This window comes from Streptomyces sp. NPDC012935, assembly GCF_042900345.1.
Taxonomy (GTDB): Bacteria; Actinomycetota; Actinomycetes; order Streptomycetales; family Streptomycetaceae; genus Streptomyces.
This window is the reverse complement of sequence record NZ_JBIBBC010000016.1, coordinates 102,780-127,799: the sequence shown is the minus strand read 5'-3', so window position 1 is coordinate 127,799 and position 25,020 is coordinate 102,780. Positions and strand designations below refer to the sequence as shown.

The 25,020-nt window shown below is 71.2% G+C and carries 20 protein-coding genes and 1 riboswitch; of the genes, 9 read left to right on the top strand and 11 right to left on the bottom strand.

Annotation, left to right across the window (positions count from 1 at the left end; genetic code table 11):
* Window positions 1-5 precede the first annotated feature (5 nt).
* Window positions 6-1,133 (bottom strand): ferrochelatase, encoded by a 1,128-nt coding sequence (locus tag ACFY5C_RS31540; RefSeq protein WP_389450534.1) that lies wholly within the window; start codon window positions 1,131-1,133, stop codon window positions 6-8.
* A gap of 224 nt (window positions 1,134-1,357) precedes the next feature.
* Between ACFY5C_RS31540 and ACFY5C_RS31535 the strand changes: the two genes are divergently transcribed.
* The 3 genes from ACFY5C_RS31535 (at window position 1,358) to sepH (ending at window position 5,379) form a co-directional block, all read left to right on the top strand.
* Window positions 1,358-2,596, top strand: a complete 1,239-nt coding sequence (locus ACFY5C_RS31535) for an MFS transporter (RefSeq protein WP_389450531.1) — start codon at window positions 1,358-1,360, stop codon at window positions 2,594-2,596.
* Complete coding sequence (locus ACFY5C_RS31530) at window positions 2,556-3,875, top strand: D-arabinono-1,4-lactone oxidase (protein WP_389450528.1); 1,320 nt, start codon at window positions 2,556-2,558, stop codon at window positions 3,873-3,875. Before ACFY5C_RS31535 ends, ACFY5C_RS31530 begins: the two co-directional genes overlap by 41 nt.
* 463 nt (window positions 3,876-4,338) lie before the next feature.
* Window positions 4,339-5,379: a septation protein SepH gene (gene sepH / locus ACFY5C_RS31525; protein ID WP_389450526.1), complete on the top strand. Its 1,041-nt coding sequence runs from the start codon at window positions 4,339-4,341 to the stop codon at window positions 5,377-5,379.
* Window positions 5,380-5,525: 146 nt separating this feature from the next.
* Here sepH and ACFY5C_RS31520 read toward each other — a convergent pair whose 3' ends face one another.
* Window positions 5,526-6,377: a sulfurtransferase gene (locus ACFY5C_RS31520; RefSeq protein WP_389450523.1), complete on the bottom strand. Its 852-nt coding sequence runs from the start codon at window positions 6,375-6,377 to the stop codon at window positions 5,526-5,528.
* Window positions 6,378-6,672: 295 nt separating this feature from the next.
* Between ACFY5C_RS31520 and ACFY5C_RS31515 the strand changes: the two genes are divergently transcribed.
* Window positions 6,673-7,476 (top strand): VOC family protein, encoded by an 804-nt coding sequence (locus ACFY5C_RS31515; protein WP_389450520.1) that lies wholly within the window; start codon window positions 6,673-6,675, stop codon window positions 7,474-7,476.
* Between the two features lie 46 nt (window positions 7,477-7,522).
* On the opposite strand, the gene ACFY5C_RS31510 is transcribed toward ACFY5C_RS31515, so the two are convergent.
* Genes ACFY5C_RS31510 through ACFY5C_RS31495 form a run of 4 tightly spaced genes read right to left on the bottom strand, consistent with a single transcriptional unit; the run spans window position 7,523 to window position 12,897 of the window.
* Window positions 7,523-8,161, bottom strand: coding sequence for a thymidine kinase (locus tag ACFY5C_RS31510; RefSeq protein WP_389450517.1), 639 nt, complete (start codon window positions 8,159-8,161; stop codon window positions 7,523-7,525).
* A gap of 54 nt (window positions 8,162-8,215) precedes the next feature.
* Entirely contained in the window at window positions 8,216-9,409 is a 1,194-nt protein-coding gene (locus tag ACFY5C_RS31505) for an alkaline phosphatase family protein (protein WP_389450514.1), read from the bottom strand.
* Between the two features lies 1 nt (window position 9,410).
* On the bottom strand, window positions 9,411-9,998 hold the full coding sequence (locus ACFY5C_RS31500; RefSeq protein WP_383631317.1) for a DUF5998 family protein: 588 nt from the start codon (window positions 9,996-9,998) through the stop codon (window positions 9,411-9,413).
* 52 nt (window positions 9,999-10,050) lie between these two features.
* A complete protein-coding gene (locus ACFY5C_RS31495) occupies window positions 10,051-12,897 on the bottom strand; it encodes a GNAT family N-acetyltransferase (RefSeq protein WP_389450511.1) in 2,847 nt (948 codons plus the stop codon).
* Between the two features lie 190 nt (window positions 12,898-13,087).
* Between ACFY5C_RS31495 and ACFY5C_RS31490 the strand changes: the two genes are divergently transcribed.
* Window positions 13,088-13,369, top strand: coding sequence for an HPr family phosphocarrier protein (locus ACFY5C_RS31490; protein WP_019755624.1), 282 nt, complete (start codon window positions 13,088-13,090; stop codon window positions 13,367-13,369).
* 209 nt (window positions 13,370-13,578) lie between these two features.
* Here ACFY5C_RS31490 and ACFY5C_RS31485 read toward each other — a convergent pair whose 3' ends face one another.
* From ACFY5C_RS31485 to ACFY5C_RS31470, 4 genes are all read right to left on the bottom strand, one after another.
* Entirely contained in the window at window positions 13,579-14,274 is a 696-nt protein-coding gene (locus ACFY5C_RS31485) for a GntR family transcriptional regulator (protein WP_389450508.1), read from the bottom strand.
* Window positions 14,275-14,475: 201 nt separating this feature from the next.
* Window positions 14,476-15,258, bottom strand: coding sequence for a M23 family metallopeptidase (locus ACFY5C_RS31480; RefSeq protein ID WP_389450506.1), 783 nt, complete (start codon window positions 15,256-15,258; stop codon window positions 14,476-14,478).
* Between the two features lie 13 nt (window positions 15,259-15,271).
* Window positions 15,272-15,434, bottom strand: a riboswitch (cyclic di-AMP (ydaO/yuaA leader).
* 213 nt (window positions 15,435-15,647) lie between these two features.
* Window positions 15,648-17,036 carry a M16 family metallopeptidase gene (locus ACFY5C_RS31475; RefSeq protein WP_389450503.1) on the bottom strand — a complete coding sequence of 463 codons (1,389 nt, stop codon included), beginning with the start codon at window positions 17,034-17,036 and terminating at the stop codon, window positions 15,648-15,650.
* Complete coding sequence (locus ACFY5C_RS31470) at window positions 17,033-18,412, bottom strand: M16 family metallopeptidase (protein ID WP_389450500.1); 1,380 nt, start codon at window positions 18,410-18,412, stop codon at window positions 17,033-17,035. Before ACFY5C_RS31470 ends, ACFY5C_RS31475 begins: the two co-directional genes overlap by 4 nt.
* Before the next feature lie 547 nt (window positions 18,413-18,959).
* On the opposite strand from ACFY5C_RS31470, the gene ACFY5C_RS31465 reads away from it, so the two are divergent.
* On the top strand, window positions 18,960-21,416 hold the full coding sequence (locus ACFY5C_RS31465) for a DNA topoisomerase (ATP-hydrolyzing) subunit A (RefSeq protein ID WP_389450497.1): 2,457 nt from the start codon (window positions 18,960-18,962) through the stop codon (window positions 21,414-21,416).
* Here ACFY5C_RS31465 and ACFY5C_RS31460 read toward each other — a convergent pair.
* Window positions 21,413-22,579, bottom strand: coding sequence for a CobW family GTP-binding protein (locus tag ACFY5C_RS31460; protein WP_389450494.1), 1,167 nt, complete (start codon window positions 22,577-22,579; stop codon window positions 21,413-21,415). The genes ACFY5C_RS31465 and ACFY5C_RS31460 overlap by 4 nt on opposite strands.
* A 322-nt stretch (window positions 22,580-22,901) precedes the next feature.
* Between ACFY5C_RS31460 and ACFY5C_RS31455 the strand changes: the two genes are divergently transcribed.
* The 3 genes from ACFY5C_RS31455 to ACFY5C_RS31445 all read left to right on the top strand — a co-directional run bounded on the left by ACFY5C_RS31455 (window position 22,902) and on the right by ACFY5C_RS31445 (window position 24,992).
* Window positions 22,902-23,447: a DUF6082 family protein gene (locus tag ACFY5C_RS31455; protein ID WP_389450492.1), complete on the top strand. Its 546-nt coding sequence runs from the start codon at window positions 22,902-22,904 to the stop codon at window positions 23,445-23,447.
* A 145-nt stretch (window positions 23,448-23,592) separates the two neighbouring features.
* Entirely contained in the window at window positions 23,593-23,829 is a 237-nt protein-coding gene (locus ACFY5C_RS31450) for a hypothetical protein (RefSeq protein ID WP_328878672.1), read from the top strand.
* 221 nt (window positions 23,830-24,050) lie between these two features.
* Window positions 24,051-24,992, top strand: a complete 942-nt coding sequence (locus tag ACFY5C_RS31445; RefSeq protein WP_389450489.1) for a sucrase ferredoxin — start codon at window positions 24,051-24,053, stop codon at window positions 24,990-24,992.
* The last annotated feature ends 28 nt before the right edge of the window (window positions 24,993-25,020 follow it).

The window sequence follows — 25,020 nt, the reverse complement described above, 5'->3', positions numbered from 1 at the left end:
GCTCCTCATGCGTAGGGGCTGTCGGCGCCCGCCGCGGCGGGCCTGGGTGCGCGGGACGGGCAGCAGCCCACCGGGCAGAGGTTGTGGCTCGCCCCGAGCGCGCCCAGGGCGCAGGGCGTGACCTCCTGCGCGCGCTCCACGGCGGCGCGCTCCAGGACGAGGTCGCGGATCGCGGCGGCGAACCGCGGGTCGTCGCCGACGGTGGCCGAGCGGCGCATCGGCAGACCCAGCTCCTCGGCCTTGGCCTTGGCCTCCGTGTCGAGGTCGTAGAGGACCTCCATGTGGTCGGAGACGAAGCCGATGGGCGCGATCACGACGGCCGGGACGCCGGCCTCGTGCCGCTCCTCGAGGTGGTCGCAGATGTCGGGCTCCAGCCACGGGATGTGCGGGGCGCCGGAGCGGGACTGGTAGACGAGCCGCCAGGGATGGTCGACGCCGGTGCGCTCGCGTACGGCGTCGGCGATCAGCTGCGCGACATCCAGGTGCTGCTCGACGTACGCCCCGCCTTCGCCGTGGCCCTCGACGGGGCCGGAGCTGTCGGCGGCCGCGGTCGGGATCGAGTGGGTGGAGAACGCGATGTGGGCGCCGTCCCGGACGTCCTCGGGAAGGTCGGCCAGGGAGTCGAGCACGCCGTCGATCATCGGCTCCAGGAAGCCGGGGTGGTTGAAGTAGTGCCGCAGCTTGTCGATCCTCGGCAGCTCCAGGCCCTCGGCCGCGAGGGCGGCGAGCGAGTCCGCGAGGTTCTCGCGGTACTGCCGGCACCCCGAGTAGGACGCGTAGGCGCTGGTGGCGAGGACGAGGATGCGACGGCGGCCGTCGGCGACCATCTCGCGCAGCGTGTCCGTCAGGTACGGCGCCCAGTTGCGGTTGCCCCAGTGGATCGGCAGATCCAGACCGTGCTCGGCGAAGTCCTTGCGCAGGGCGTCCAGCAGGGCGCGGTTCTGGTCGTTGATGGGGCTGACGCCGCCGAACTGGAAGTAGTGCTCGCCGACTTCCTTCAGGCGTTCGGTGGGGATGCCCCGCCCGCGGGTGACGTTCTCCAGGAACGGGATCACGTCGTCCGGGCCCTCGGGGCCGCCGAACGAGAGCAGGAGCAGGGCGTCGTAGGGGGTGGCATCGCGCACGTCTGGCATGGATCGATCCTGTCATCCGGTACTGACAGCCTGGAAACGGCGGGGTGACCACCCGGGTTCCCCCTGCGTCCGAGCGGGTGCGTTAGGGTCACCTAACTCGTAAGCTGTATCGGCCATCCACACGCCTTACGGGGCGCCTTCACGCCCTGTCGTGTGCCCGCACGCCTGCCTGCACCACCCCGAGCCACCGCAGCCCCCGCTGCTCCTGCCTGACGGAGACCCCCGTGCCGAGCCCCTACCGCGCCCTGTTCGCCGCCCCCGGCTCCAAGGGCTTCACCGCCGCGGGGTTCCTCGGCCGGATGCCGCTGTCGATGATGGGCATCGGCGTCGTGACCATGGTGTCCCAGCTGACCGGGCGGTACGGCCTCGCCGGCGCGCTGTCGGCCACCATCGCGCTCGCCGCCGCGGTGGCCGGCCCGCAGGTCTCGCGGCTGGTCGACCGGTACGGGCAGCGGCGGGTGCTGCGTCCCGCGACGCTGATCACGCTCGTGGCGGCGGCCCTGCTGCTGTTCGCCGCCCACTACGCGTGGCCGGACTGGGTGCTGTTCGCGGCGTGCGCCGGCATCGGCTGCGTGCCGAGCGTCGGGGCGATGACCCGGGCCCGCTGGGCCGCCCTGTACCGCGGGACGCCTCAGCTGCACACCGCGTACTCCTTCGAGTCCGTGATCGACGAGGTCTGCTTCATCTTCGGGCCGATCATCTCCATCGGACTGTCCACGGCATGGTTCCCGGAGGCCGGGCCGCTGCTCGCGGGCTGCTTCCTGGCGGTCGGCGTCTTCTGGCTGACCGCACAGCGGGCCACCGAGCCCGCGCCGCACCCGCGCGAGCAACACGACGACGGCTCGGCCCTGCGCTCGCTCGGGCTCCAGGTCCTGATGGCCACGTTCGTGGCGACCGGAGCGATCTTCGGTGCCGTCGACGTGGTCACCGTGGCCTTCGCCGAGGAGCAGGGCCACAAGGGCGCCGCGAGCATCGTCCTCGCCCTGTACGCGGCGGGCTCCTGCGCGGCGGGCGCCGTGTTCGGGCTGCTGCGCTTCAAAGGGGCGCCCGAACGTCGTTGGCTGCTGGGCATATGCGCGATGGCCGTGAGTATGATCCCCCTCCTACTGGTCGGAAACTTGCCGTTTCTGGCTGTGGCGCTGTTCGTCTCGGGCATGGCCGTCGCTCCCACGATGATCACGACCATGTCCCTGATCGAAGAGCACGTACCACGCGCGCAACTGACCGAGGGCATGACCTGGGTGAGCACCGGGCTCGCGGTCGGGGTCGCGCTCGGCTCCTCCGCGGCCGGCTGGGTGATCGACGCCGCCGGTGCGGGCGCCGGGTACGGGGTTCCGGCGGTGTCCGGGGCCGTCGCGGTCGTGGTCGGTTTTCTGGGGTACCGCCGGCTCAGCAAGCCGGCTCCGCGTCGGGGAGGCACCGTTGAGCAGCACAGCGAGCGGCAGGAACGGCACGTGGCGTAACTGGGGCGGCACGGTCGCCGCCCGCCCCGCGCGGGAGGTCACTCCCGCCTCCGTCGAGGAGTTGTCCGCGGCGATACGCCGGGCCGGCGAGGACGGCCTGAAGGTGAAGGCGGTCGGCAGCGGACACTCCTTCACCTCCATCGCCGCCACCGACGGCGTGCTGATCCGCCCTCAGCTGCTGACCGGCATCCGCGACATCGACCGGGAGGCCATGACAGTCACGGTCGAGGCGGGCACCCCGCTCAGGCGGCTCAACGCGGCCCTCGCGCGCGAGGGACTCTCGCTCACCAACATGGGCGACATCATGGAGCAGACGGTCTCCGGCGCCACCAGCACGGGCACCCACGGCACGGGCCGCGAGTCGGGCTCGATCGCCGCCCAGATCAAGGCCCTGGAACTGGTCACGGCAGACGGTTCGGTGCTCACCTGCTCCGAGAAGGAGAACCCCGAGGTGTTCGCGGCCGCCCGGATCGGCCTCGGCGCGCTGGGTGTCGTCACCGCGATCACGTTCGCCGTCGAGCCCATCTTCCTGCTCTCCGCACGCGAGGAGCCGATGCCGCTCGACAAGGTCCTGTCGGACTTCGACGAACTGTGGGCCGAGAACGAGCACTTCGAGTTCTACTGGTTCCCGCACACCGGCAGCACCAACACCAAGCGCAACAACCGCAGTGCGGGCCCGGAGAAGCCGGTACCCCGGCTCCGGGGCCTGTTCGAGGACGAGTTCCTCTCCAACGGGGTCTTCCAGGTCGCCCAGTGGGTCGGCCGCGCGGCGCCCGCCACCATCCCCACGATCGCCCGGGTCTCCAGCAAGGCGTTGTCCGCGCGGACCTACACCGACATCCCGTACAAGGTCTTCACATCGCCGCGCCGGGTGCGCTTCGTGGAGATGGAGTACGCCGTCCCGCGCGAGGCCGTCGTGGAGACGCTGCTCGAAGTGAAGGCCATGGTCGACCGCGCCGGTCTCAGGGTCAGCTTCCCGGTCGAGGTGCGCACCGCGCCGGCCGACGACATCACGCTGTCCACCGCCTCGGGCCGTGACAGTGCGTACATCGCCGTCCACATGGTCAAGGGCACCCCGTACCAGCGGTACTTCACCGCCGTCGAGCGCATCCTCACCGCGCACGAGGGGCGGCCGCACTGGGGCAAGGTGCACACGCGGGACGCCGAGTACTTCGCTCAGGTATATCCGCGCTTCGGCGAGTTCACGGCGCTGCGGGACCGACTCGACCCCGACCGCCGCTTCCAGAACGACTATCTGCGGCGGGTGTTGGGGGCGTAGCGCCTGAGCGGCTCGATCCGCTTTGTCGACCGACTTCGCTGCTGGGCGACGTGCGGACGAAAGCATTAGTTCCGTTTCCGGGGTTTGCGTGAAGTACGCCACGTTCAAGATCGGCGAAACGCCCAACGGACGGCCGAGTCACACTTCTTGCCAGAAGTTGGGCGGCGTGCCAATCCACGCACGTGGCCCGAATGGAGTACTGTTGCGAGCCCTGGGTCCGGTCTCCCGCCTGGGCGTCCGTGGCCTTCAAGGACCGCCGGGAGGGGGCTAGTTGCACAGGGTGACGGAGTTGGTCACTTAGCGTTGCGAATAGGTAACCGTGCCATAACGGCGATCCAGGGCCCGTGCCCGACACGCCGGGCAACTCGGCAAGGTTGTGGCAGGCTGCACCCGGGCAGGCCACACTCGACTAGCGGAAGCAGCGACGCACGTGACGTCGGCAGGCACCACCCGGGAGGTCCCCATGCCCGAACTGCGTGTCGTGGCCGTCTCCAATGACGGCACACGGCTGGTGCTGAAGGCTGCCGACGCGACGGAGTACACCCTTCCGATCGACGAACGCCTGCGCGCCGCCGTGCGCGGCGACCGTCCCCGCCTCGGCCAGATCGAGATCGAGGTGGAGAGCCATCTCCGCCCCCGTGACATCCAGGCGCGTATACGAGCTGGTGCGACCGCGGAAGAGGTCGCCCAACTCGCCGGCATCCCCGTCGACCGCGTACGGCGCTTCGAGGGCCCCGTGCTCGCCGAGCGTGCCTTCATGGCCGAACGGGCCCGCAAGACTCCCGTCCGCCGGCCCGGCGAGAACGCGGCCGGTCCGCAGCTCGGCGAGGCCGTCCAGGAGCGACTGCTGCTGCGCGGCGCCGACAAGGACACCGTGCAGTGGGACTCCTGGCGCCGCGACGACGGCACCTGGGAAGTGCTGCTGGTCTACATGGTGGCGGGCGAACCGCACTCGGCGAGCTGGACGTACGACCCGCCCCGGCGGCTCGTCCAGGCCGTCGACGAGGAGGCGCGCTCGCTGATCGGCGAGTCCGACGACCTCGCCGCGCCGGAGCCCAGCTTCCCGTTCGTGCCGCGTATCGCCCGGCTTCCGCGCGAGCGTTCGATGGACCGTGCCCTGGAGCGCACCGAGCGCCCGAGCCTGCCGGCTCAGGCCTCCGAGCCGGTCGAGGAGACCACGGAGGAACGGGACTCGCTCACCAGCCTGCTGGAGGCGGTGCCCAGCTTCCGCGGCGACATGGTGGTGCCGGAGCGCCCGCCGGAGCCCGAGGTGGAGGAACCCCCCACCGAACCGGAAGCGGAGGAGCCTCCCGCTCCCGCCGCCTCCGCCGGTTCCGCGTACGCGGACGTGCTGATGCCCCGTTCCGTCGGCAGCCACCGCGACCGCCTCATCGGCGCCACGGACCGCCAGGCCGAAGCGGACGGCGTCCGCCCGGGCCGCCGCGCCGCGGTACCGAGCTGGGACGAGATCGTGTTCGGGACGCGGAGGAAGAAGCAGGAGTAGTCGGTCGTACGGCTGCGGGTGCGGTCGTACGAGGACGAGGGCCGCGCCGGTTGCAGCGCGGCCCTCGTGCTGTGCGGGGTGGGCCGGGCGGTCGTGCCGCTGGTGGTTCCGGAGAGTCCTCGCCCCGCTCCCCCGCTCGTCGCGCCCTACTGCGGATCCGCCCCCACGGCCACCGGCCGCGACGGGTCCGATGACCACTCCGACCACGAACCGACGTACAGCGCCGCCGGAATGCCTGCTACCGCCAGCGCCAGTACCTGGTGCGCGGCGGAGACGCCCGAGCCGCAGTACACGCCGACCTCGGTGCCCTGGGACGCCCCCAGGGCCTTGAAGCGTGCCGCGAGTTCCCCCGCCGGGAGGAAGCGGCCGTCCGCGGCCACGTTCTCGTGCGTGGGGGCGGACACGGCGCCCGGGACGTGGCCGCCGACCGGGTCGATCGGCTCGACCTCGCCGCGGTAGCGCTCCCCCGCCCGCGCGTCCAGCAGCACCCCGGACCGGGCGAGCGCCGCGGCGCCGTCGGCGTCGAGCAGTCCCGTCGCCCCCGGTGCCGGTACGAAGTCGCCCTCCGCCGGGGTCGGCACGGACGTCTCCAGCGGCCCCTCCCAGGTGGGCAACCCGCCGTCGAGGACCCGCACGTCGGGGTGGCCCGTCCAGCGCAGCAGCCACCACGCCCGGGCCGCCGCCCAGCCCTGCCCGCCGTCGTACACAACCACCGGCGTCCCGGACGTCACGCCTGCCCGCCGCATCGCCGTACCGAATTCGGCCAAGTCCGGCAGTGGATGACGCCCACGCGAACCGGGCTCGGAGGCCAGTTCCCGGTCCAGATCGACGTAGACCGCGCCGGGGATGTGCCCGGCCTCGTACTCGGCCCGGCCGTCGAAAGAGGGCTCACCCGACGCCTTGGCCAGGGACAACTGCCAGCGGACGTCGAGCAGCACGGGCGGGTCGCCGCCCGTCAGGTCACCGGCCAGTTCTGATGCGGAGATGATGGCGTTCATGGCCACCATCCTTGCGCACGGGGTGGCCCCATCGTCGCGGTCCGGTTACTCTGCCCGCCGGACAGGCCCGATCACGAGGCGTACGGGATCAGGCACATGCTGTACAGCCGATCGACATCCGACGGCAATCGCACGGAAACGGGCGGTAAATCGCACACCGGGCATCCTCCGGGCACCGGCCGCCGTGCGCGGCGCGCCCGCAGCGCACGTGGCCACGGGTGGTGCGAGCATCGGCACGGGGGTCCGGACAGCGCAAGCGACACGGCCACCGCGAGGGGCCGAGGAGAGAGTGACGATGACCGAGGCACGGGGGTCGGCCGGCCCGAACGGCGAGACGCACGCTCGGCACGCGCCCGGCACGCCCTGCTGGGTGAGTCTGATGGTGCATGGACTGGCCGCGACCCAGGACTTCTACGGAGCGTTGTTCGGCTGGGAGTTCCAGCCCGGCCCCCAGCAACTCGGCCCCTATGTGCGGGCCCTGCTGAACGGCCGTGAGGTGGCCGGAATCGGCCAGCTGCCGCCCGACCGCCACCTCCCCATCGCCTGGACGCCCTACCTCGCCTCGAACAACGTCGGCCTGACCGCCGACTCGGTACGGCAGTGCGGCGGCACGGTCGGCGTGGGCCCGTTGGACGCCGCCGAGGCCGGCCGGCTGGCGATCTGCTCCGACCCGTCCGGAGCCGTCTTCGGCATCTGGCAGGGGGCGGAACACCGCGGCACGGCCATCACGGGCGTGCCCGGCACCCCGGCCTGGAACGAGCTGCTGACCTTCGAGTCCGTGAACGTGGCCAAGTTCTACGCGACCGTGTTCGCGTACGAGGAGGAGCCTGTGGTCTCGGCCGACTTCGACTACGTCACCCTGCTCGTCGACGGCCGCGCGGTCGCCGGCATCCACGGCGTCGGCACCTCCCTGCCGCGCGACCGGGGCCCGCACTGGGTGACGTACTTCGAGGTCGCCGACACGGACGAGACACTGGCCCGGGTCGTCGACCTCGGTGGCCATGTCCTCAAGCCGGCCCACGACAGCGCCCACGGCCGTGTGGCCACGGTGGCGGACCCCGAGGGGGCCCGGTTCTCCCTGATCCAGGACCCGCGCTGACGGGCTCGGGAGCAAGGCCGCCGAACGGGATCTCGAATCGGACCTGCTACACCGGAAGGACGTCCGGGGACAGCGCCGCCGCCCGTGCGCTCGCCGCCGTCATCCGGCGTCGGTGGTGGCGGCGGCACAGGACCTCGTAGCCGACGGCGTCCGCCTGGTTGACGTCGCCGACGACCACCTGGGCGCCCTCGACGACCATCTCGCCGCCTATCGTTCGGGCGTTGTGCGTGGCGCGGGCGCCGCACCAGCACAGGGCCTCGACCTGGAGCACCTCGACCCGGTCGGCCAGTTCCACCAGGCGCTGCGAGCCGGGGAACAGCTTGCTGCGGAAGTCGGTCGTGATGCCGAAGGCGTAGACGTCCATGCCCAGGTCGTCGACCACGCGGGCGAGTTGGTCGATCTGGTCGGGGGCGAGGAACTGGGCCTCGTCGGCGATGACGTAGTCCGCGCGGCCGCCCCTGGAGAGATGGTCGACGACGTACGCGTACAGGTCGACGCCGTCCTCGACCTCCACCGCGTCCGTGACCAGGCCGAGCCGCGAGGACAGCTTGCCCTCGCCCGCGCGGTCGTCACGCGTGAAGATCATGCCCGCCAGCCCACGCGCCGAACGGTTGTGCTCTATCTGGAGAGCCAGGGTCGACTTCCCGCAGTCCATCGTTCCGGAGAAGAACACCAGCTCGGGCATGTTGAGTTGAGCACCTTTCGGCGGAGAGCGTCGCTACGGCGGGCTGCGGGGGTTTCAGGAGCGTACTTCGAGCAGGGGGATCAACTGCTCGGCGGGGGTCATCGAACCGTGGTTGCCGACCATCGCCGACTCCTTCGGCTCCCGCTCGGAGGCGATGATCAGGACGTCGTCCCGCGCGGCCGCGATCACGTCGCCGATCCGTCCGTACACCCGCTCGTCGATCCGTGGGCCGAACCAGCCCGCCGCGATCGCCTCGTCCCGGGAGGCCACCCAGAACTGCTCGCCGAGCACCTCGCGCCAGCAGGTCAGGACGTCGTTCGCGGCGCCCGGCACCGCGTACACGTGCCGCGCGCGGCCCTCGCCGCCGAGCAGAGCGACGCCGGCGCGCAGCTCCCAGTCCTCGTCGAAATCGATGCGGTGCTGCTCGTCGAAGGGCACGTCGATCATGCCGTGGTCGGCGGTGACGTAGAGCGCGGTGCGCGGCGGCAGCTGCTCGGCGAGGCGCTGGACGAGCCGGTCGACGTACATGAGCTGGCCGCGCCAGGTGTCCGAGTCGACGCCGTAGCGGTGGCCGGCGCCGTCGAGTTCGGCGTAGTACGTGTAGACCAGGGAGCGCTCACCCGCGGCCAGTTGCTCGGCCGCGAGGTCCATACGGTCCTCGCCGGTCAGCCGTCCCAGGAACGTTCCGCCACTGAGCGCGACCTTGGTCAGCGGGGTGTTCTGGAAGGTCGGGGACGACACCTGCGCCGCGTGCACGCCCGCCTGCTGCGCCAGCTGGAAGACCGTGGGGTACGGCTGCCAGACGCGCGGCGACGTCCACGGCTGCCAGCGCAGCTGGTTCATCAGCTCGCCGGTCTCCGGATTGCGCACGGTGTACCCGGGCAGGCCGTGCGCGCCCGGCGGCAGGCCGGTGCCGACGGAGGCCAGGGAGGTCGCGGTGGTCGCGGGGTAGCCGGCGGTGAGCGGGCGGCCGGTGCCGCCGCGCGAGCTGCTCAGGAGCGACGTCATGAACGGCGCTTCCTCAGGGTGCGCCTTGAGCTGCTCCCAGCCGAGGCCGTCGATCAGGAACACGCAGGCACGGTCGGCGGCGGCCAGCTCGGGGATCGCGGCGGTCATCTCCGGCACGCCCATGCCGGCGGCCAGCGTGGGCAGCAGATCGGCGAGCGAGCCGCTGCCGTACTCGGGGGCCGGTGCGGAGTCGACGGCCAGGGGTTCAGGGTGGGAGTCCCAGGCGGTGGGCTGGATCATCTCAGCGGGCGATGTCCGCGGTCGCCTCGGAGAGCGACTGCGCGAAGGTGAGCGCCTGCCGCACGGTCTCCGGTCCGTCGCCGGCCTCGCTGACGCGCAGGCTGAGGTCGTCCGCCGTGGAACTGCCCGTGTAGCCGTGGTCGGCCTCGCAGTTGGGGTCACCGCAGGCGGCGGGCTCCAGGTCGAGCCGGGAGACCGCGCCCCACCCGATGGTGAGGACGATCTCGCGGGGCAGCGTGCCCGGCGTGTACGACTCCGGGTTGGCGACGACGCGGCTGACGACGACCGAGGAGATCCGGCCGAGCTTCACGGACTCGGTGGACGTCGTGGCGTACGGCGTCGGGGAGGTGCTGTCGGCCGCCTGCTCGTCGGTGTGGCTGACGATGAAGCGGTTGTGGGTGAGGACGAGCACGGTCACGTGCCGCCGCACCTCGTTCTGGTCGAACGTCGTCTCCTGATGGACCAGGTACGACCGGATGGGCTCGCCGCCCACAGCGGCCTCCACCGCCTCGGCCACGAGGGCCGGGTAGTAGCCGCTGCGCTCGATCGCCGCACGCAGCCCCTGGGTCGTCGTACTGGTCTTGGCCATGATGCCCATCCTACGGGGGCGCACTGACTGCGAGGCACCGCTGAGGGGGCTCTCAGTACGTCGGCAGGGTCCTCGGCCCGAGGTCGTCCCGGGCGGGCGGCGGTGCGAGGCGTACGGAGGCGCCGAGCACGCTCAGGCCGTGGGTGGCGACAACGACCGGTTCCAGGGTGACCGCGACGACCTCCGGGTGGTCGTCGACCAGCCGCGACACCCGCAGCAGCAGCTCCTCCAGCGAAGGCATGTCGACGGGAGCGGAGCCGCGCCAGCCGAAGAGGAGGGGTGCCGTCCGGATGGAGCGGACGATCGAGGTCGCCTCGCGGTCGGTGACCGGGATCAGCCGGTGCGCCATGTCCCCGAGCAGCTGGGAGGCGGCTCCGGCGAGCCCGAAGGACAGCACGGCGCCGGCCGCCGGGTCGATCACGGCCCTTACGACGGTGTCGACGCCGCGCGGTGCCATGCTCTGCACGACCGGCCGCAGCTCCTCCGGCCTGCCGAACAGTCCGGTCAACTCGGCGTACGCCCGCCGCAGTTGCTCCTCGTCGGCGAGGTCGAGCCGCACCCCGCCGAGGTCGGCGCGGTGCCGTAGGTGCGGCGCGGTGGCCTTGAGGGCGACGGGGTAGCCGAGGGTGCGGGCGGCGTCGGCGGCGGCGTCGGGGGTGGGCGCGTGCAGGGCGCGGTGCACCTCGATGCCGTACTTCCCGAGCAGGTCACAGGTCTCGTCCGTGCCGAGCGTGAGTCCCTGCCCGCGCGCGAGCAGGCCGCCGATCAGCTGGGCGGCGCCCTTCTCGTCGATGGACTCGTACTCGGGCACCTTGCCCGGGTCGGCCGCGTCGCGTCGCCACTGCGCGTAGTTGACGGCTTCGGCGAGGGCGCGGACGGCGCGCTCGGCGGCGGGGTAGGCAGGGATGAGGGTCGTCGGGCTCTGTGCGGTGTCCGACTGCTCGGACGGTGCCCCGGGCTGGAAGTCCAGGGGGCGGATCGGGTGGGGACGGATCATGGCGCCGGGCGCCTTCCGGTCCGCCTGCGGTGCGGTGCTCGCCGCGGCCGACAGGGCTTCGGCGAGCCCGCCCAGCTCGACGTGCACCACCAGCACCGGCTTCCCCGGCACCTGCTCGGCCGCCGACCGCAGGGCCTGTGCCAGCTCGGCGTCGCCGGTCGACGCGTCGCCGATCGCCGGAATGGCGGTGACGACGACCGCGTCGCACCTCTCGTCGGCGAGTGCGTGCGACAACGCCTCGTGGAAGTCCGCGGCCGACGCCCCCGTCGTCAGATCCAGCGGCGGCAGCGGCCGTAGTCCCTCGGAGAGACACGCGTCGTACGTCAGCAGCCCCAGCGACTCGGAGTTGCCGAGGATCGCCACCCGCGGCCCGGTCGGCAGTGGCTGGCGCGCGAGCAGCAGGCCCGCGTCCACCAGCTCGGTGATGGTGTCCACCCGGATCACCCCGGCCTGCCGCAGCAGGGCGGACACCGTGGCGTGCGGCAGCCGCGTGGCGCGCACCGCATGGCCCTGCGGCGCCGCGCCGCCATGTCGCGCGCCCTGCACCACGACCAGCGGCTTGGCCGCCGCCGTACGCCGGGCGAGGCGGTTGAACTTGCGCGGGTTGCCGATGGACTCCAGGTACATCAGGGCGACGTCGGTGTCCGGGTCGTCGTACCAGTACTGAAGGACGTCGTTGCCGGACACGTCGGCCCGGTTGCCGGACGAGACGAAGGTCGAGACACCGGTGACGCCGGTCACGCCGCCGCCTCGCCGGTGGAGCCGGGACAGCAGCGCGATGCCGATCGCGCCGGACTGGGCGAACAGCCCGATGCGACCCGGGCGGGGCATCTCGGGGGCCAGGGAGGCGTTCAGCCGGACGCCGGCGGAGGTGTTGATGATCCCGAAGGCGTTCGGCCCGATGATGCGCATGCCGTACGCGCGTGCCTGCCTTACGAGTTCACGCTGCCGCTCGCGGCCGTCGGGCCCGCTCTCGGCGTATCCGGCGGAGAGCACGACCAGCCCCTGCACGCCGTGCTCGCCGCATTCGGCGACGACCTCGGGGACGTACGCGGCCGGGACGGCGACCACCGCGAGGTCGACCTGTTCGTCGATGTCAGGCATGGAGCGGTGCGCGGGCACTCCGTCGAGTTCCTTGAGGTCATCCGGGAACGCCCTGTTCACCGCGTACAGCCGACCCGTGAACCCGGCGTCCCTGATGTTGCCCAGGACGCTGCGGCCCACCCCGCCGGGGGTGCGGCCCGCGCCGACGACGGCGACCGAGCCGGGCACCAGCAGCCGCTGCACGGACCGTGCCTCGGCGCGCTGTTCGCGCGCGTACTGCACGGCGAGCGAGCGGTCCGTCGGCTCCAGGTCGAACTCCAGGCGGACGACGCCGTCCTCGAAGCTGCGTTTCTGGGTGTACCCGGCGTCCGTGAACACCTTGATCATTTTGTTGTTGGCGGGCAGCACCTCGGCGGCGAAGCGGCGGATGCCTCGCTCGCGGGCGACAGCGCCGATGTGTTCGAGCAGGGCGGATGCGACGCCGCGGCCCTGGTGGGCGTCCTGGACGAGGAAGGCGACCTCGGCCTCGTCGGCGGGGGCGGAGGCGGGCATTCCGTCGGCGCCGATCCGGTCGTAGCGTACGGTGGCGATGAACTCGCCGCCCACCGTGGCCGCGAGTCCCACCCGGTCCACAAAGTCGTGGTGCGTGAAGCGGTGGACGTCCTTTGCGGACAGTCGCGGGTAGGGCGCGAAGAAGCGGTAGTACTTCGACTCGTCCGACACCTGCTCGTAGAAGCTGACCAGGCGCTCGGCGTCATCAACGGTGATGGGGCGGATGCGCGCGGTGCCGCCGTCGCGCAGCACCACGTCGGCTTCCCAGTGGGCGGGGTACGCGTGCCTGTCCAAGGCGCTCTGCATGGGGCCCAGAGTACGGCTCGCGTACGACAACGGCGCGAGGCAGTCTGTTCAGGACGTACGTGGGGTCGAGGCCGCGACCCGACGGTCACCTCAGGAGGGGACGCTCGTCAGACGTTCGTCCAGTTCCGTCGTGCTTCACGGGTGTGGGAAACTGGTCTAGACAACCCTGAACACCGAAGGGCAGCATCACATGGCTGAGCGCCGCGTCAACGTCGGCTGGGCCGAGGGCCTCCACGCCCGCCCCGCCTCCATCTTCGTCCGAGCCGCCACGGCCACAGGCGTCCCGGTGACGATCGCCAAGGCCGACGGCAACCCCGTCAACGCGGCCTCCATGCTGGCCGTCCTGGGCCTGGGTGCCCAGGGCGGCGAGGAGATCGTCCTCGCCTCCGACGCCGAGGGTGCGGACGCCGCTCTCGACCGTCTGGCGAAGCTGGTCTCCGAAGGCCTCGAGGAGCTGCCCGAGACGGTCTGAATGACCTGAGCGGGACTCCAGCAAGCGGTGAAGCCGCGTCCGTCATTCCGGCGGGCGCGGCTTCGCTGTTCCGCGTCAGATTGCTTCGCGTTTCCGGGCGAGCGCTCCCGCCTTCGGGGCAGGCGGGCCGAGAATTACCCGCACACCCGAAAAATGGCAGCGGAAATTCCCCGCCTCCGAATATCACCTCTTTGTATACGGCTCCCGTGTTAATGCCGCAGGCTCGGCATGTTTACGGGATGTTGCGAATTCCTCACGCGCTCCGTGCGATCACCGCGGGAGCCGAAGCGCAGCCGGTGCGCGGAGATCGAGCGCTCGGCGTGCAGCGCTGTGATCGCGCGGGCGCGCTCGCCGTCACCGCGCGCCACGGCGTCCACGATCGCGCCGTGCTCGGTCCAGGACTCCGCGGGATCGGCCGGTGCCTCGACGGCGTACATCCAGGCGATCTTGTGGCGCAGCAGGGTCAGCATCGAGGTCAGGGCAGGGCTGCCGGAGGCCTGGGCCAGCGTCTCGTGGAACCAGCCGCCCAGGGAGCGCAGGTCCTCGCTGTTTCCCCGCCGGGCCCGCTCCTGGCCCAGTCTGACCAGTCCGCGCAGGACCTTCAGATGGGCCTCGGTGCGCCGCTGAGCGGCCCGGGAGGCGCCGAGCGGCTCCAGGAGGGCGCGCATCTCCAGCAGGTCGGCGGCCTCCTGTTCGCTCGGCTCGGCGACGCACGCGCCCGCGTGCCGCCGGGTCACCACGAAGCCCTCCGCCTCCAGGGTGCGCAGGGCCTCGCGCACGGGGACGCGGGAGACGCCGTAGCGACGGGCGAGGAGTTCCTCGGTGAGCCGGCCGCCGCGCGCGTGGACCCCGGCGACGATGTCGTCCCGGATCGCGGTGCATACCGAGTGCGCCGGAATACGCATGACCGACCTCCGCCTTAATCCCCGTGAAACGTCTACGAATGACGTGTGTTCAGCGACTCTATTGCAACCGGCGGGAATTTCCGACGGCGGGCCGGAATCCATGGATATTTTTTGGACAGCGGGTCGTTCGAAACGCTGAAAGCCCCGGCTCGGGGAGCCGGGGCTTTCGGAAGACGCGGTGCGGGCGTCAGCGGTGGGGCGTCAGATGTTCACGCCGTGCGAGCGCAGGTAGGCGACGGGGTCGATGTCGGAGCCGTACTCCTGCGTCGTGCGGGCCTCGAAGTGCAGGTGCGGCCCGGTGACGTTGCCGGTGGCGCCGGACAGTCCGATCTGCTGACCGGGGGTGACCGTCTGGCCCACCGAGACGGCTATGGACGACATGTGGCCGTACTGGGTGTACGTGCCGTCGTTCATCTTGATCACGACCTGATTGCCGTACGACCCGCCCCAGCCGGCCTCCACGACGGTGCCGGAGGCCACCGAGTGGACCGAGGTGCCGCTGGCGGCGTGGAAGTCGACGCCGGTGTGGCTGCCGGAGGACCAGACGGCGCCGCCGGCCTTGTAGCCCGTGGAGACGTACGAGCCGGAGATCGGGGCGACGTAGGACAGCAGGCGCTTGCGCTCGGCCTCGCGGGCGGCGCGCTCCTTGGCCTCGCGCTCCTTCTTCGCCTGCGCGGCCGCCTTCTTGCGCGCGGCTTCCTCGGCGGCCTTCTTGCGGGCCGCGGCCTCCTTGGCGGCCTGCTCCTGGGCGGCGGCCTGGGCGTCGATCTGGTCGGCGATCGAGTTCTCGACGGAGACGACGGGTATGAGGCCGGTCTGCTCGACGGCCGGTTCGGCGGCGAGAGCCGGGGCGGCCAGGGTGCCGATGACGCCGGTGGCGGTGAGTGCGGCGACGCCCGCGGCGCGGGCGGTGGTGCGTTCGAAGCGGCTGGGACGGCGGTGCTTGCCCGTGGAACGCTTCCCGGTGGCGCAGGTGAACGCCATGAAGTGGCTGGTCCTTTCCTTCCTTCTCGCCTACCGGGTTAGCTGACGGGTTCGGAGCAGGAAGGTCTCCTACGGACCCCCTCGCGGCTGCGCGGGCGTCCGATTCACCCCAGGGACTTCGATGGGTCCCCGGCTCCCCTGGCTCGCGCCGTACGGGGACTCGGCGATGACTGTCCGGTGCCGCGGGCGCGGCGCAGTGCCTGACGGACAGCCCGGAAGACGCTAAACGGGGCATCTTTCAATCCCCAAACGGATCCGGCCTTTTGTAGTGCATCCCACAGGTCAGACAGGCAACCTCTCCCTCAATTCGGGCATAAAGGGGCCCTGGTGACTCTTCCGTCACCAGGGCCCCTCCGCGTGCGTGCCGTCTCCGGCGCCGCGCCTGTCCCCTACTCGGCCGCCACGACGCTGACTTCGCCGATGCGGAGGGCCTCGACGGCCTCCCGGATCTCGGCCGCGTCGCCGACCAGGATCGTCACCAGACGGTCGACCGGGAAGGCGCTCACGGCCGCCGCGGTGGCTTCGACGGTGCCGGTCGCGGCGAGCTGCTGGTACAGCGTGGCCTGGAAGTCGTCGGGCAGGTGCTGCTCGACCTGGTCGGCCAGCGTGCTCGCCACGGCCGCTGCCGTCTCGTACTTCAGCGGCGCCACCCCGACGAGGTTCTGCACGGCGAAGTCCCGCTCGGCGTCGGTGAGTCCCTCGTCGGCGACACCACGCAGGACCTTCCAGAGGTCGTCCAGGGCGGGGCCGGTGTTCGGGGTGTCGACGGAGCCGCTGATGGCGAGCATCGCCGCACCCGAGCCGTCCGGGGCGGACCGCAGGACCTGCCCGAACGCGCGCACACCGTAGGTGTAGCCCTTCTCCTCGCGCAGGACCTTGTCCAGACGGGAGGTGAGGGTGCCGCCCAGGCAGTACGTGCCGAGCACCTGCGCGGGCCAGACGCGGTCGTGCCGGTCGGGGCCGACGCGGCCGATCAGCAGCTGCGTCTGGACGGCGCCGGGGCGGTCCACGATGACGACGCGCCCGGTGTCGTCGGCGGTCACCGGCGGAACCGGCCGGGGCTGGGCCGCGGAGCCGGTCCAGGCACCCAGGGTGTCGCCGAGCAGGGCGTCGAGGTCGACGCCGGTGAGGTCGCCGACGACCACGACGGTGGACGTCGCCGGGCGCACATGCCGCTCGTAGAAGGCACGTACCCCCGCGGAGTCGATGCCGGCGACCGTGTCCTCGGTGCCCTGGCGCGGGCGGGACATGCGCGAGGTCGCCGGGAACAGCTGCCGGGACAGCTCCTTGGCGGCGCGGCGCGAGGGGTTGGCCAGCTCGTGCGGGATCTCGTCGAGACGGTTGCGCACCAGGCGCTCGACCTCGGCGTCCTCGAACGCGGGCGCCCTGAGCGCGTCGGCGAGCAGGCCGAGCGCCTTCGGCAGCCGGGAGACGGGCACCTCGAGGCTGACGCGGACGCCGGGGTGATCGGCGTACGCGTCGAGCGTGGCGCCGCAGCGCTCCAGCTCGGCGGCGAACTCCTCGGCGGTGTGCTTGTCGGTGCCCTCCGAGAAGGCACGCGCCATGATCGTGGCGATGCCGTCCAGGCCCTTCGGCTCGGCCTCCAGGGGCGTGTCCAGGAGGACCTCGACGGCGACGACCCGCTGACCGGGGCGGTGGCAGCGCAGGACCGTCAGGCCGTTGTCCAGCTTGCCGCGCTCCGGTGCCGGGAACGCCCAGGGCCGGGCCTGGCCGGCCTGGGGCTGCGGGTGGAACTCCATGCTGGCGAGCTCGGTCACTGCGCCGACTCCTCGTTCTCGTCGGTGGTCCCGGCGGGTGCGGCCCCGTCGGCGGCGGCTTCCAGGTCCTCGGCCTCGTCGGCGACCGGCTCGTACACCAGCACCGCGCGGTTGTCGGGACGCAGACGGGCCTGGGCGACCGCCTGGACCTCCTCGGCGGTGACGTCGAGGACACGCTGCACGGCGGTGAAGGCGAGCTGCGGGTCGCCGAACAGGACGGCGTACCGGCACAGTTCGTCGGCGCGGCCCGCGACCGTGCCGAGCCGGTCCAGCCACTCGCGCTCGAGCTGGGCCTGCGCGCGCTCCATCTCCTCGGCGGTGGGACCCTCCTGTGCGAAGCGGGCGAGCTCCTCGTCGACGGCCGCCTCGATGACGGGCACCTCGACGTCGCCGGACGTCTTCACGTCCAGCCAGCCCAGGGAGGGCGCCCCGGCCAGGCGCAGCAGGCCGAACCCGGCCGCCACGGCCGTACGGTCGCGGCGTACGAGCCGGTTGTAGAGGCGGGAGGACTCGCCGCCGCCGAGGACGGTCAGCGCCAGGTCGGCCGCGTCGCACTCGCGCGTGCCGTCCGTCGGGAGCCGGTAGGCGGCCATCATCGCGCGCGCGGGGACGTTCTCCTCGACGACCTCGCGCAGCTGCTCACCGATGGTGTCGGGCAGCGAGCCGTCGCGGGGCGCGGGCTTGCCGTCGTGGGACTGGATGGAGCCGAAGTACTTCTCCACCCAGGCGAGCGTCTGCGCCGGGTCGATGTCGCCGACGATCGACAGGACGGCGTTGTTGGGCGCGTAGTAGGTGCGGAAGAACGCGCGGGCGTCCTCCAGGCTGGCCGCGTCCAGGTCGGCCATCGAGCCGATCGGCGTGTGGTGGTAGGGGTGCCCGTCGGGGTACGACAGGGCGGTCAGCTTCTCGAACGCCGTGCCGTACGGGACGTTGTCGTAGCGCTGGCGGCGCTCGTTCTTGACGACGTCGCGCTGGTTTTCCAGGCCCTCCTCGTCGAGCGCCACCAGGAGGCTGCCCATGCGGTCGGCCTCCAGCCACAGCGCGAGCTCCAGCTGGTGGGCGGGCATGGTCTCGAAGTAGTTGGTGCGCTCGAAGCTCGTGGTGCCGTTCGGCGAGCCGCCCGCGCCCTGGACGAGCTCGAAGTGGCCCGTGCCCTTCACGCTGCTCGAGCCCTGGAACATCAGGTGCTCGAAGAGGTGGGCGAGTCCGGTACGGCCCTTGACCTCGTGGCGGGAGCCGACGTCGTACCAGAGGCAGACCGCGGCGACCGGCGTGAGGTGGTCCTCGGAGAGCACCACGCGCAGCCCGTTGGCCAGGCGGTGCTCCGTGGCGGTGAGGCCGCCGGATTGTGCCTCCGGTGTGGCCGTGTGACCCATGGGCAAGGTGTCCTTCCGGTCGCGTGCACTGCGTTGTGCCGAGCGGTTCGTGTTCAGTTCCTGCCACTGTATGCAGCGTCCGAAGGGTCGGCGAAGTTCCCGGTCAGAACGCCGTGCCGGTAGGCGGCCGAGTGCAGGCCCGCGTCGACGCGCGGGACGGCCCTCGAGCACAGCGCGCCGTCCCCTCCCGCGACCCTGCCGAACGGGGTGCGGCCCGGCACGCGCCGACCGTGCCCACCGGGCGTACGCGGGCTCGTACCCCCTGCGACCTGGCACGGTGCCCGCCGATCACTCCGGCGAGTGAACGGTCTCGCGGCGCGGGCTTGCCGTCGAGTCCCCCGACCGCAAGCGGGGTCTCGGACAATGATGTTCGTGCCCCGCCCCTCCCCTCCGTCGCGCGGGAGGTCCGGCGTCGGAGACACTTCTGCGATGCCGGGTCGGAGCCCAACATCGGGTCCTGGTCGGTGGTTGTCAGTGCCGCGGTCCACAATGGTCCGCGTCAGATCCGCAAACGCTCGAGCGACCAGAAACAGAGGAGCCGGCAGCGATGGCCCGCCGCAGCACGAAGAACCCGCCGCCCGAGGACTCGTACGAGGAGAAGATCCTCGACATCGACGTCGTCGACGAGATGCAGGGCTCCTTCCTCGAGTACGCCTACTCGGTCATCTACTCCCGCGCCCTGCCGGACGCCCGCGACGGCCTCAAGCCCGTGCACCGTCGCATCGTCTACCAGATGAACGAGATGGGTCTGCGCCCCGACCGCGGCTATGTGAAGTGCGCCCGCGTCATCGGCGAGGTCATGGGTAAGTTGCACCCGCACGGCGACGCGTCGATCTACGACGCCCTGGTGCGCATGGCCCAGCCCTTCTCGATGCGTGTCCCGCTGGTCGACGGCCACGGCAACTTCGGGTCGCTGGGCAATGACGACCCGCCTGCCGCCATGCGGTACACCGAATGCCGGCAGGCCGCTGCGACCAGTCTGATGACCGAGTCGATCGACGAGGACACGGTCAACTTCACGCCCAACTACGACGGCCAGGAGCGGGAGCCGGTGGCGCTGCCCGCCGCCTTCCCGAACCTCCTGGTCAACGGCGCGTCCGGCATCGCCGTCGGCATGGCCACGAACATGCCGCCGCACAACCTCGCCGAGGTCATCGCGGCCGCCCGCCACCTGATCCGCCACCCGAACGCGGATCTGGAAACCCTGATGAAGCACGTCCCCGGCCCCGACCTGCCCACCGGCGGCCGGATCGTCGGCCTGGCCGGAATCCGGGACGCGTACGAGACGGGCCGCGGCACCTTCAAGATCCGCGCCACGGTCGAGATCGAGACCGTGACCGCCCGCCGCAAGGGTCTCGTCGTCACCGAACTGCCCTTCACGGTCGGCCCGGAGAAGGTGATCGCCAAGATCAAGGACCTGGTCGGCTCGAAGAAGCTGCAGGGCATCGCCGACGTCAAGGACCTCACCGACCGCGAGCACGGCCTGCGCCTGGTCATCGAGATCAAGAACGGCTTCGTGCCGGAGGCGGTCCTGGAGCAGCTGTACAAGCTGACGCCGATGGAGGAGTCCTTCGGCATCAACAACGTCGCGCTGGTCGACGGCCAGCCCCTCACACTGGGCCTGAAGGAGCTGCTGGAGGTCTACCTCGACCACCGCTTCGAGGTCGTCCGCCGCCGCAGCGAGTTCCGCCGCACCAAGCGCCGCGACCGCCTGCACCTGGTCGAGGGACTGCTCACCGCGCTGCTGGACATCGACGAGGTCATCCGCCTGATCCGCTCCAGCGAGAACTCCGCGCAGGCGAAGGAGCGCCTGATGGAGCGCTTCTCGCTGAGCGAGGTCCAGACCCAGTACATCCTCGACACGCCGCTGCGCCGTCTCACCAAGTACGACCGCATCGAGCTGGAGGCGGAGAAGGAGCGGCTGAACGAGGAGATCGCCGAGCTGACGCGGATCCTCGACTCGGACGCGGAGCTGCGCAAGCTGGTCTCCGCCGAACTGGCTTCGGTCGCCAAGAAGTTCGGCACCGAGCGCCGTACGGTCCTGCTGGAGTCGGCGGGTGCGCCGGTCGTCACCGCGTCGCTCCAGGTGGCGGACGACCCGTGCCGGGTGCTGCTGTCCTCGACGGGTCTGCTCGCCCGTACGGCGAACGGCGACCCGTTCGCGGAGGACGGCGAGGCGAAGCGCTCCAAGCACGACGTGATCGTCTCGGCGGTGCCGGCCACGGCCCGCGGCGAGGTGGGCGCGGTGACGTCCACAGGCCGCCTGCTGCGGATCAACGTCGTCGATCTGCCCCAGCTGCCGGAGACCGCGGCGCGGCCGAATCTCTCCGGCGGCGCGCCCCTGTCGGAGTTCGTCTCTCTGGAGGGTGACGAGACCCTGGTCTGCCTGACCACGCTCGACGAGTCCTCCCCGGGCCTGGCGATCGGCACCGAACAGGGTGTCGTCAAGCGCGTGGTGCCCGACTACCCGAGCAACAAGGACGAGTTGGAGGTCATCACCCTGAAGGAGGACGACCGGATCGTCGGCGCGATCGAGCTGCGCACGGGTGAGGAGGACCTGGTCTTCATCACGGACGACGCACAGTTGCTGCGCTACCAGGCCTCGCAGGTCCGCCCGCAGGGCCGCGCCGCCGGCGGTATGACGGGCATCAAGCTTGCCGAGGGCGCGAAGGTGATCTCCTTCACGGCCGTGGACCCGGCGGTCGACGCGGTGGTGTTCACGGTCGCGGGCTCACGCGGCACGCTGGACGACTCGGTCCAGACGACGGCCAAGCTGACCCCCTTCGACCAGTACCCCCGCAAGGGCCGCGCCACCGGTGGCGTGCGCTGCCAGCGGTTCCTGAAGGGCGAGGACTGCCTGGCTCTGGCCTGGGCGGGCGCCGTCCCGGCACGGGCCGCGCAGAAGAACGGCACCCCGGCCGATCTCCCGGAGATCGATCCGCGCCGCGACGGCTCCGGGGTGTCGCTGCCGAAGACGGTGTCTGTGGTGGCGGGCCCGGTCTAGACCTCCTCGAAGCCCCCGTCCTCCGCGCCCTGGCCCTCCGGGTCCTGGTCCTCCGGGTCCTGGTCCTCCGGGTCCTGGTCCTCCGGGTCCTGGTCCTCCGGGTCCTGTACGTAGCGCAGGACGCCCCACATGCCGTGCTCGTCGGCGTGTGGGGCGTCGCTCTTGCACGCCTCCAGATCCTTGGCCAGGGCAGCGGAATCGATGTCGGAGCCGATGAGCACGAGCTGGGTGAGGCGCGTTTCGACGGCCGGCCAGGGCTCCGGGTAGAAGCGGAGAAAGCGGCCGACGACGTGGACGGCGTAACGGTTGTGAACGTCGTACGGGCCGAAGTCGACGTACCCCTTGATGCGGTAGAGCCCCTGCGGCCTGCTGTCCAGGAACTCCATCAGCCGACGTGGGTCGAGGGGAACTTCGGAGGTGAAGGACAGGCTGTCGTAGCCGGTGTGCAGATGGCCGGAGTGGTCCTCACCGTGCTCATGCAGACCGTCGTGCTGGTGCGGGCTGCCGTGCTGGTGCAGGTCGTCGAAGGACAGCTGCCCGATGCGCTCCTCGCCGGGCCGGCAGTCGAAGAGGAACTCGGGGTCGATACGGGCATAGGTGGCAGGGACCACGGCGGCTCCGTCGGTGAGACCGCGGACCAGCCCGAGGACGCGCTCCCCGTCCGCCGCGCGGTCGAGCTTGTTGACGACAACGAGGTCGGCGAGGGCGAGATGCCGGTCGACCTCGGGGTGCTTGGCGCGCGTGTCCTCGAACTCGGCGGCGTCGACAACCTCGACGAGTCCGCCGTACACGATGCCCGGATGCTCGCTGGCGAGCACCATGCGCACGAGTTCCTGGGGCTCGGCGAGTCCGCTGGCCTCGATGACGATGACGTCGATGCCGGTGGAGGGCCGGGCGAGCCGCTCCAGGTAGACGTCCAGCTCGCTGGAGTCGACGGCACAGCACAGGCAACCGTTCCCAAGGGAGACGGTGGAGTCGCCGAGCGCGCCGGCGACGGCCATGGCGTCGATCTCGATGGCCCCGAAGTCGTTGACGATGGCGCCGATGCGGGTGCCGCCGCTGCGGTGGAGGAGGTGATTGAGCAGAGTCGTCTTGCCGGAACCGAGGAATCCGGCGAGGACGACGACCGGAATCTGCTGCGGACCGGGGCTCGGCTGACTCAACGTGCGACCTCTCTCACGCCGACGGGTGCACCGGCTCGCGAGGTCGGCGCACGTACGAAGATTGAATGCCGACCCAGGATACGAGCCGGAAGAATCACTGCGAAGTGAACGATTGTTAGCAGCACTTGCCGGGCAGACGTTGGGCATGGCGCCGGAGCGTGCGACCCTCGCTTCCCTCCGTGCGCCTCCTCTCCGCCTCCCCGCCGATCAGAGCCGCTCGGCACTCTGGGAGACGGCAAGCGCCGCCCACCGCTCGCCGGTCCCCTCCAGTCGACCCGCATCCGACGACCGGCGGACGGCCGTTTGATCGGGGGTAATTGACATGACCACACGGAAGCACTCGGCGAGGAGGCTGGGCTCAGCCGCACTGAGCCTGCTGCTCGCCACGGCCACGCTGGCGTCGCGTCAGCGTCGCCTCGACGCGGCACGCCTGGAGGAGAGGCGACTGGCACTCGAGGAGTTGGCAGTCCGCCGAAAGGCGCTCGCTCACCAGCAGCGCATGCACTGGGAGCTATTGGCCCGAGCGATCGACGATCCTTCACTGGCGGCTGTGATCGACACCTACGACAAGAGCATCCCTGCGGAGAGGCGGCGGCAGTTTTTCTATGCCAATGCGTGGTACGTCCACCTCTACCACCTTTACCGGGCGGGAATCCTGGATCGGGAGGAGTTGTACGAATATCTGCGCGAGTTCTTTCAGAGCCCCGTGTTCCGCGAATACTGGCGGGCATCAAGAGCTCAGCGCGCGACCCTGAATGAATCGTCCGAGGAAGCTAAAATCGGACGCATGGTCGACGGCCTGGTCAGGGACCTCGACGAGGCCGATACGGACGAGTGGTGGGTAGTGGGCGAGCCGCCATCCGACTGACCGCCATTACCACGCCTCCGATCAAGCTGCCGCCGCTAAGGCACGAGCGGGTGACTTTTACCCGTGCCGCCGCGAACGACCCACCAAACCCGGTAGCGTTTCTGTTCCACCAGTGTGCCCAGATCTTGGTAAGGAACGGTAACCCTTGAAAATCGTGCGTCGTATCGGTGTGCCTCCAAGCGCCCGAGGCAGCAACTCAGGAGCCAACTGCCCGGACGTGTTCGAACTCAGTGACGGTAATTTCGCCGTCATCGGCACCGAGGCCACCGAGGCGCTTGACCCGGAACTGCCCGCCGACGCCGCCCGCGCCGACTACGAGCGCATCGTCATCGTCAGCCGGGAGACTCTCATCCGGGCCAAGGCAGACATCCCCGACGCCTGAGACCACCGCACGAGCACGCGTCCACCCCAGACCCGTACCGTCACACTCCCCCGGCCGCGCACAACCGTTGAGCGAGCCGGGCCACCGACCCGGCGAGCGGCCGGCACCCCGTCACTGCTCGATCTCCACCGATGAGGCCTGGCGCCAGAACGGCTCCAGGCCACACGTGTGTCAGCCCCTCGAGCCGCCACCGCCACTCGAGTCAGGTTAGGCTCACCTCTGTGAGTACGTGCTCAACCGTCTCGCAGGACCTCGACGAGCCCGTCGCGGGGACCGCGGCGACCGCGACGACCTGGCTGCTGCTGGAGCAGCCCGGCCCGTGGGGTGCCAAGGCACTCACGCAGAGCCACCTCGATCCCGCGCTGGGCCGCGCCCTGGAGGCGGCCGCACAGGGCACGGGCGTGCGCGTCGCGCTGATCCGCCGCCCCGGCCGACACGCCGACTGCGGGATTCCGGCCGAGCGCCGGGTCTACGTGGCCCACACCAGCCCCGGCAACGTATGGCTGCACTCCGCCACCACACGCGATCCCCGCCGGCTGCTCGACCTGGACTTCGCCGCGCTCGGCAAGGGCGACCACCGCTCCTTCGGTTCGGCGCTCCAGGGGCGGCCCCACACCGGCGGCCCGCTCGCGCTGGTCTGCACCAACGGCAAGCGGGACCGCTGCTGCGCCCTCCTGGGCCGCCCCCTCGCGGCCGAGCTCGCCGGCTCCGGCGTGGACGGCGTCTGGGAAGTCACTCATCTGGGTGGGCACCGGTTCTCACCGACGCTGCTCGTGCTGCCGTACGGCTACGCCTACGGCCGGGCGCAGGCCCACGCCGTCAAGGATGTCCTGCACAGCGTCCAGGAGGGCCGGATCGTCGTCGAGGGGTGCCGCGGGAACTCGGCCTGGGAGCGACCGGGCCAGGCGGCCGAGCTGGCCGTCCGCTCGGCTGCGGGCGAGTACGCCGCCGAAGCCCTGAGTGTCGTACGGACGGACGGTGCGGCCCCGCGGTGGGAAGTGACCGTCGCCCACGTGGACGGGCGCCACTGGCGGGTCGTCGTCGCGCAGGAGACCTCCGTGCCGCCGCGTTCCGAGAGCTGTGGTTCGGTGCTCGGCTCACCCGCGCGGATGGACGTCGTGGCGGTGCGTGAGCTCACGGTGACAACGGCACTCGCAGGCTGACCAGGTGCGTCGGCTCACCGGCAGGCGG

What these genes read in the sequence shown, in the direction of transcription:
- ACFY5C_RS31505 (WP_389450514.1), bottom strand. Translation starts at nt 9,409, where the DNA reads ATGATCCAGCCCACCGCCTGGGACTCCCACCCTGAACCCCTGGCCGTC.
- ACFY5C_RS31470 (WP_389450500.1), bottom strand. Translation starts at nt 18,412, where the DNA reads ATGGGTCACACGGCCACACCGGAGGCACAATCCGGCGGCCTCACCGCC.
- ACFY5C_RS31495 (WP_389450511.1), bottom strand. Translation starts at nt 12,897, where the DNA reads ATGCAGAGCGCCTTGGACAGGCACGCGTACCCCGCCCACTGGGAAGCC.
- ACFY5C_RS31465 (WP_389450497.1), top strand. Translation starts at nt 18,960, where the DNA reads ATGGCCCGCCGCAGCACGAAGAACCCGCCGCCCGAGGACTCGTACGAG.
- ACFY5C_RS31540 (WP_389450534.1), bottom strand. Translation starts at nt 1,133, where the DNA reads ATGCCAGACGTGCGCGATGCCACCCCCTACGACGCCCTGCTCCTGCTC.
- ACFY5C_RS31520 (WP_389450523.1), bottom strand. Translation starts at nt 6,377, where the DNA reads ATGAACGCCATCATCTCCGCATCAGAACTGGCCGGTGACCTGACGGGC.
- ACFY5C_RS31480 (WP_389450506.1), bottom strand. Translation starts at nt 15,258, where the DNA reads ATGGCGTTCACCTGCGCCACCGGGAAGCGTTCCACGGGCAAGCACCGC.
- ACFY5C_RS31515 (WP_389450520.1), top strand. Translation starts at nt 6,673, where the DNA reads ATGACCGAGGCACGGGGGTCGGCCGGCCCGAACGGCGAGACGCACGCT.
- ACFY5C_RS31500 (WP_383631317.1), bottom strand. Translation starts at nt 9,998, where the DNA reads ATGGCCAAGACCAGTACGACGACCCAGGGGCTGCGTGCGGCGATCGAG.
- sepH (WP_389450526.1), top strand. Translation starts at nt 4,339, where the DNA reads ATGCCCGAACTGCGTGTCGTGGCCGTCTCCAATGACGGCACACGGCTG.
- ACFY5C_RS31490 (WP_019755624.1), top strand. Translation starts at nt 13,088, where the DNA reads ATGGCTGAGCGCCGCGTCAACGTCGGCTGGGCCGAGGGCCTCCACGCC.
- ACFY5C_RS31485 (WP_389450508.1), bottom strand. Translation starts at nt 14,274, where the DNA reads ATGCGTATTCCGGCGCACTCGGTATGCACCGCGATCCGGGACGACATC.
- ACFY5C_RS31510 (WP_389450517.1), bottom strand. Translation starts at nt 8,161, where the DNA reads ATGCCCGAGCTGGTGTTCTTCTCCGGAACGATGGACTGCGGGAAGTCG.
- ACFY5C_RS31455 (WP_389450492.1), top strand. Translation starts at nt 22,902, where the DNA reads ATGACCACACGGAAGCACTCGGCGAGGAGGCTGGGCTCAGCCGCACTG.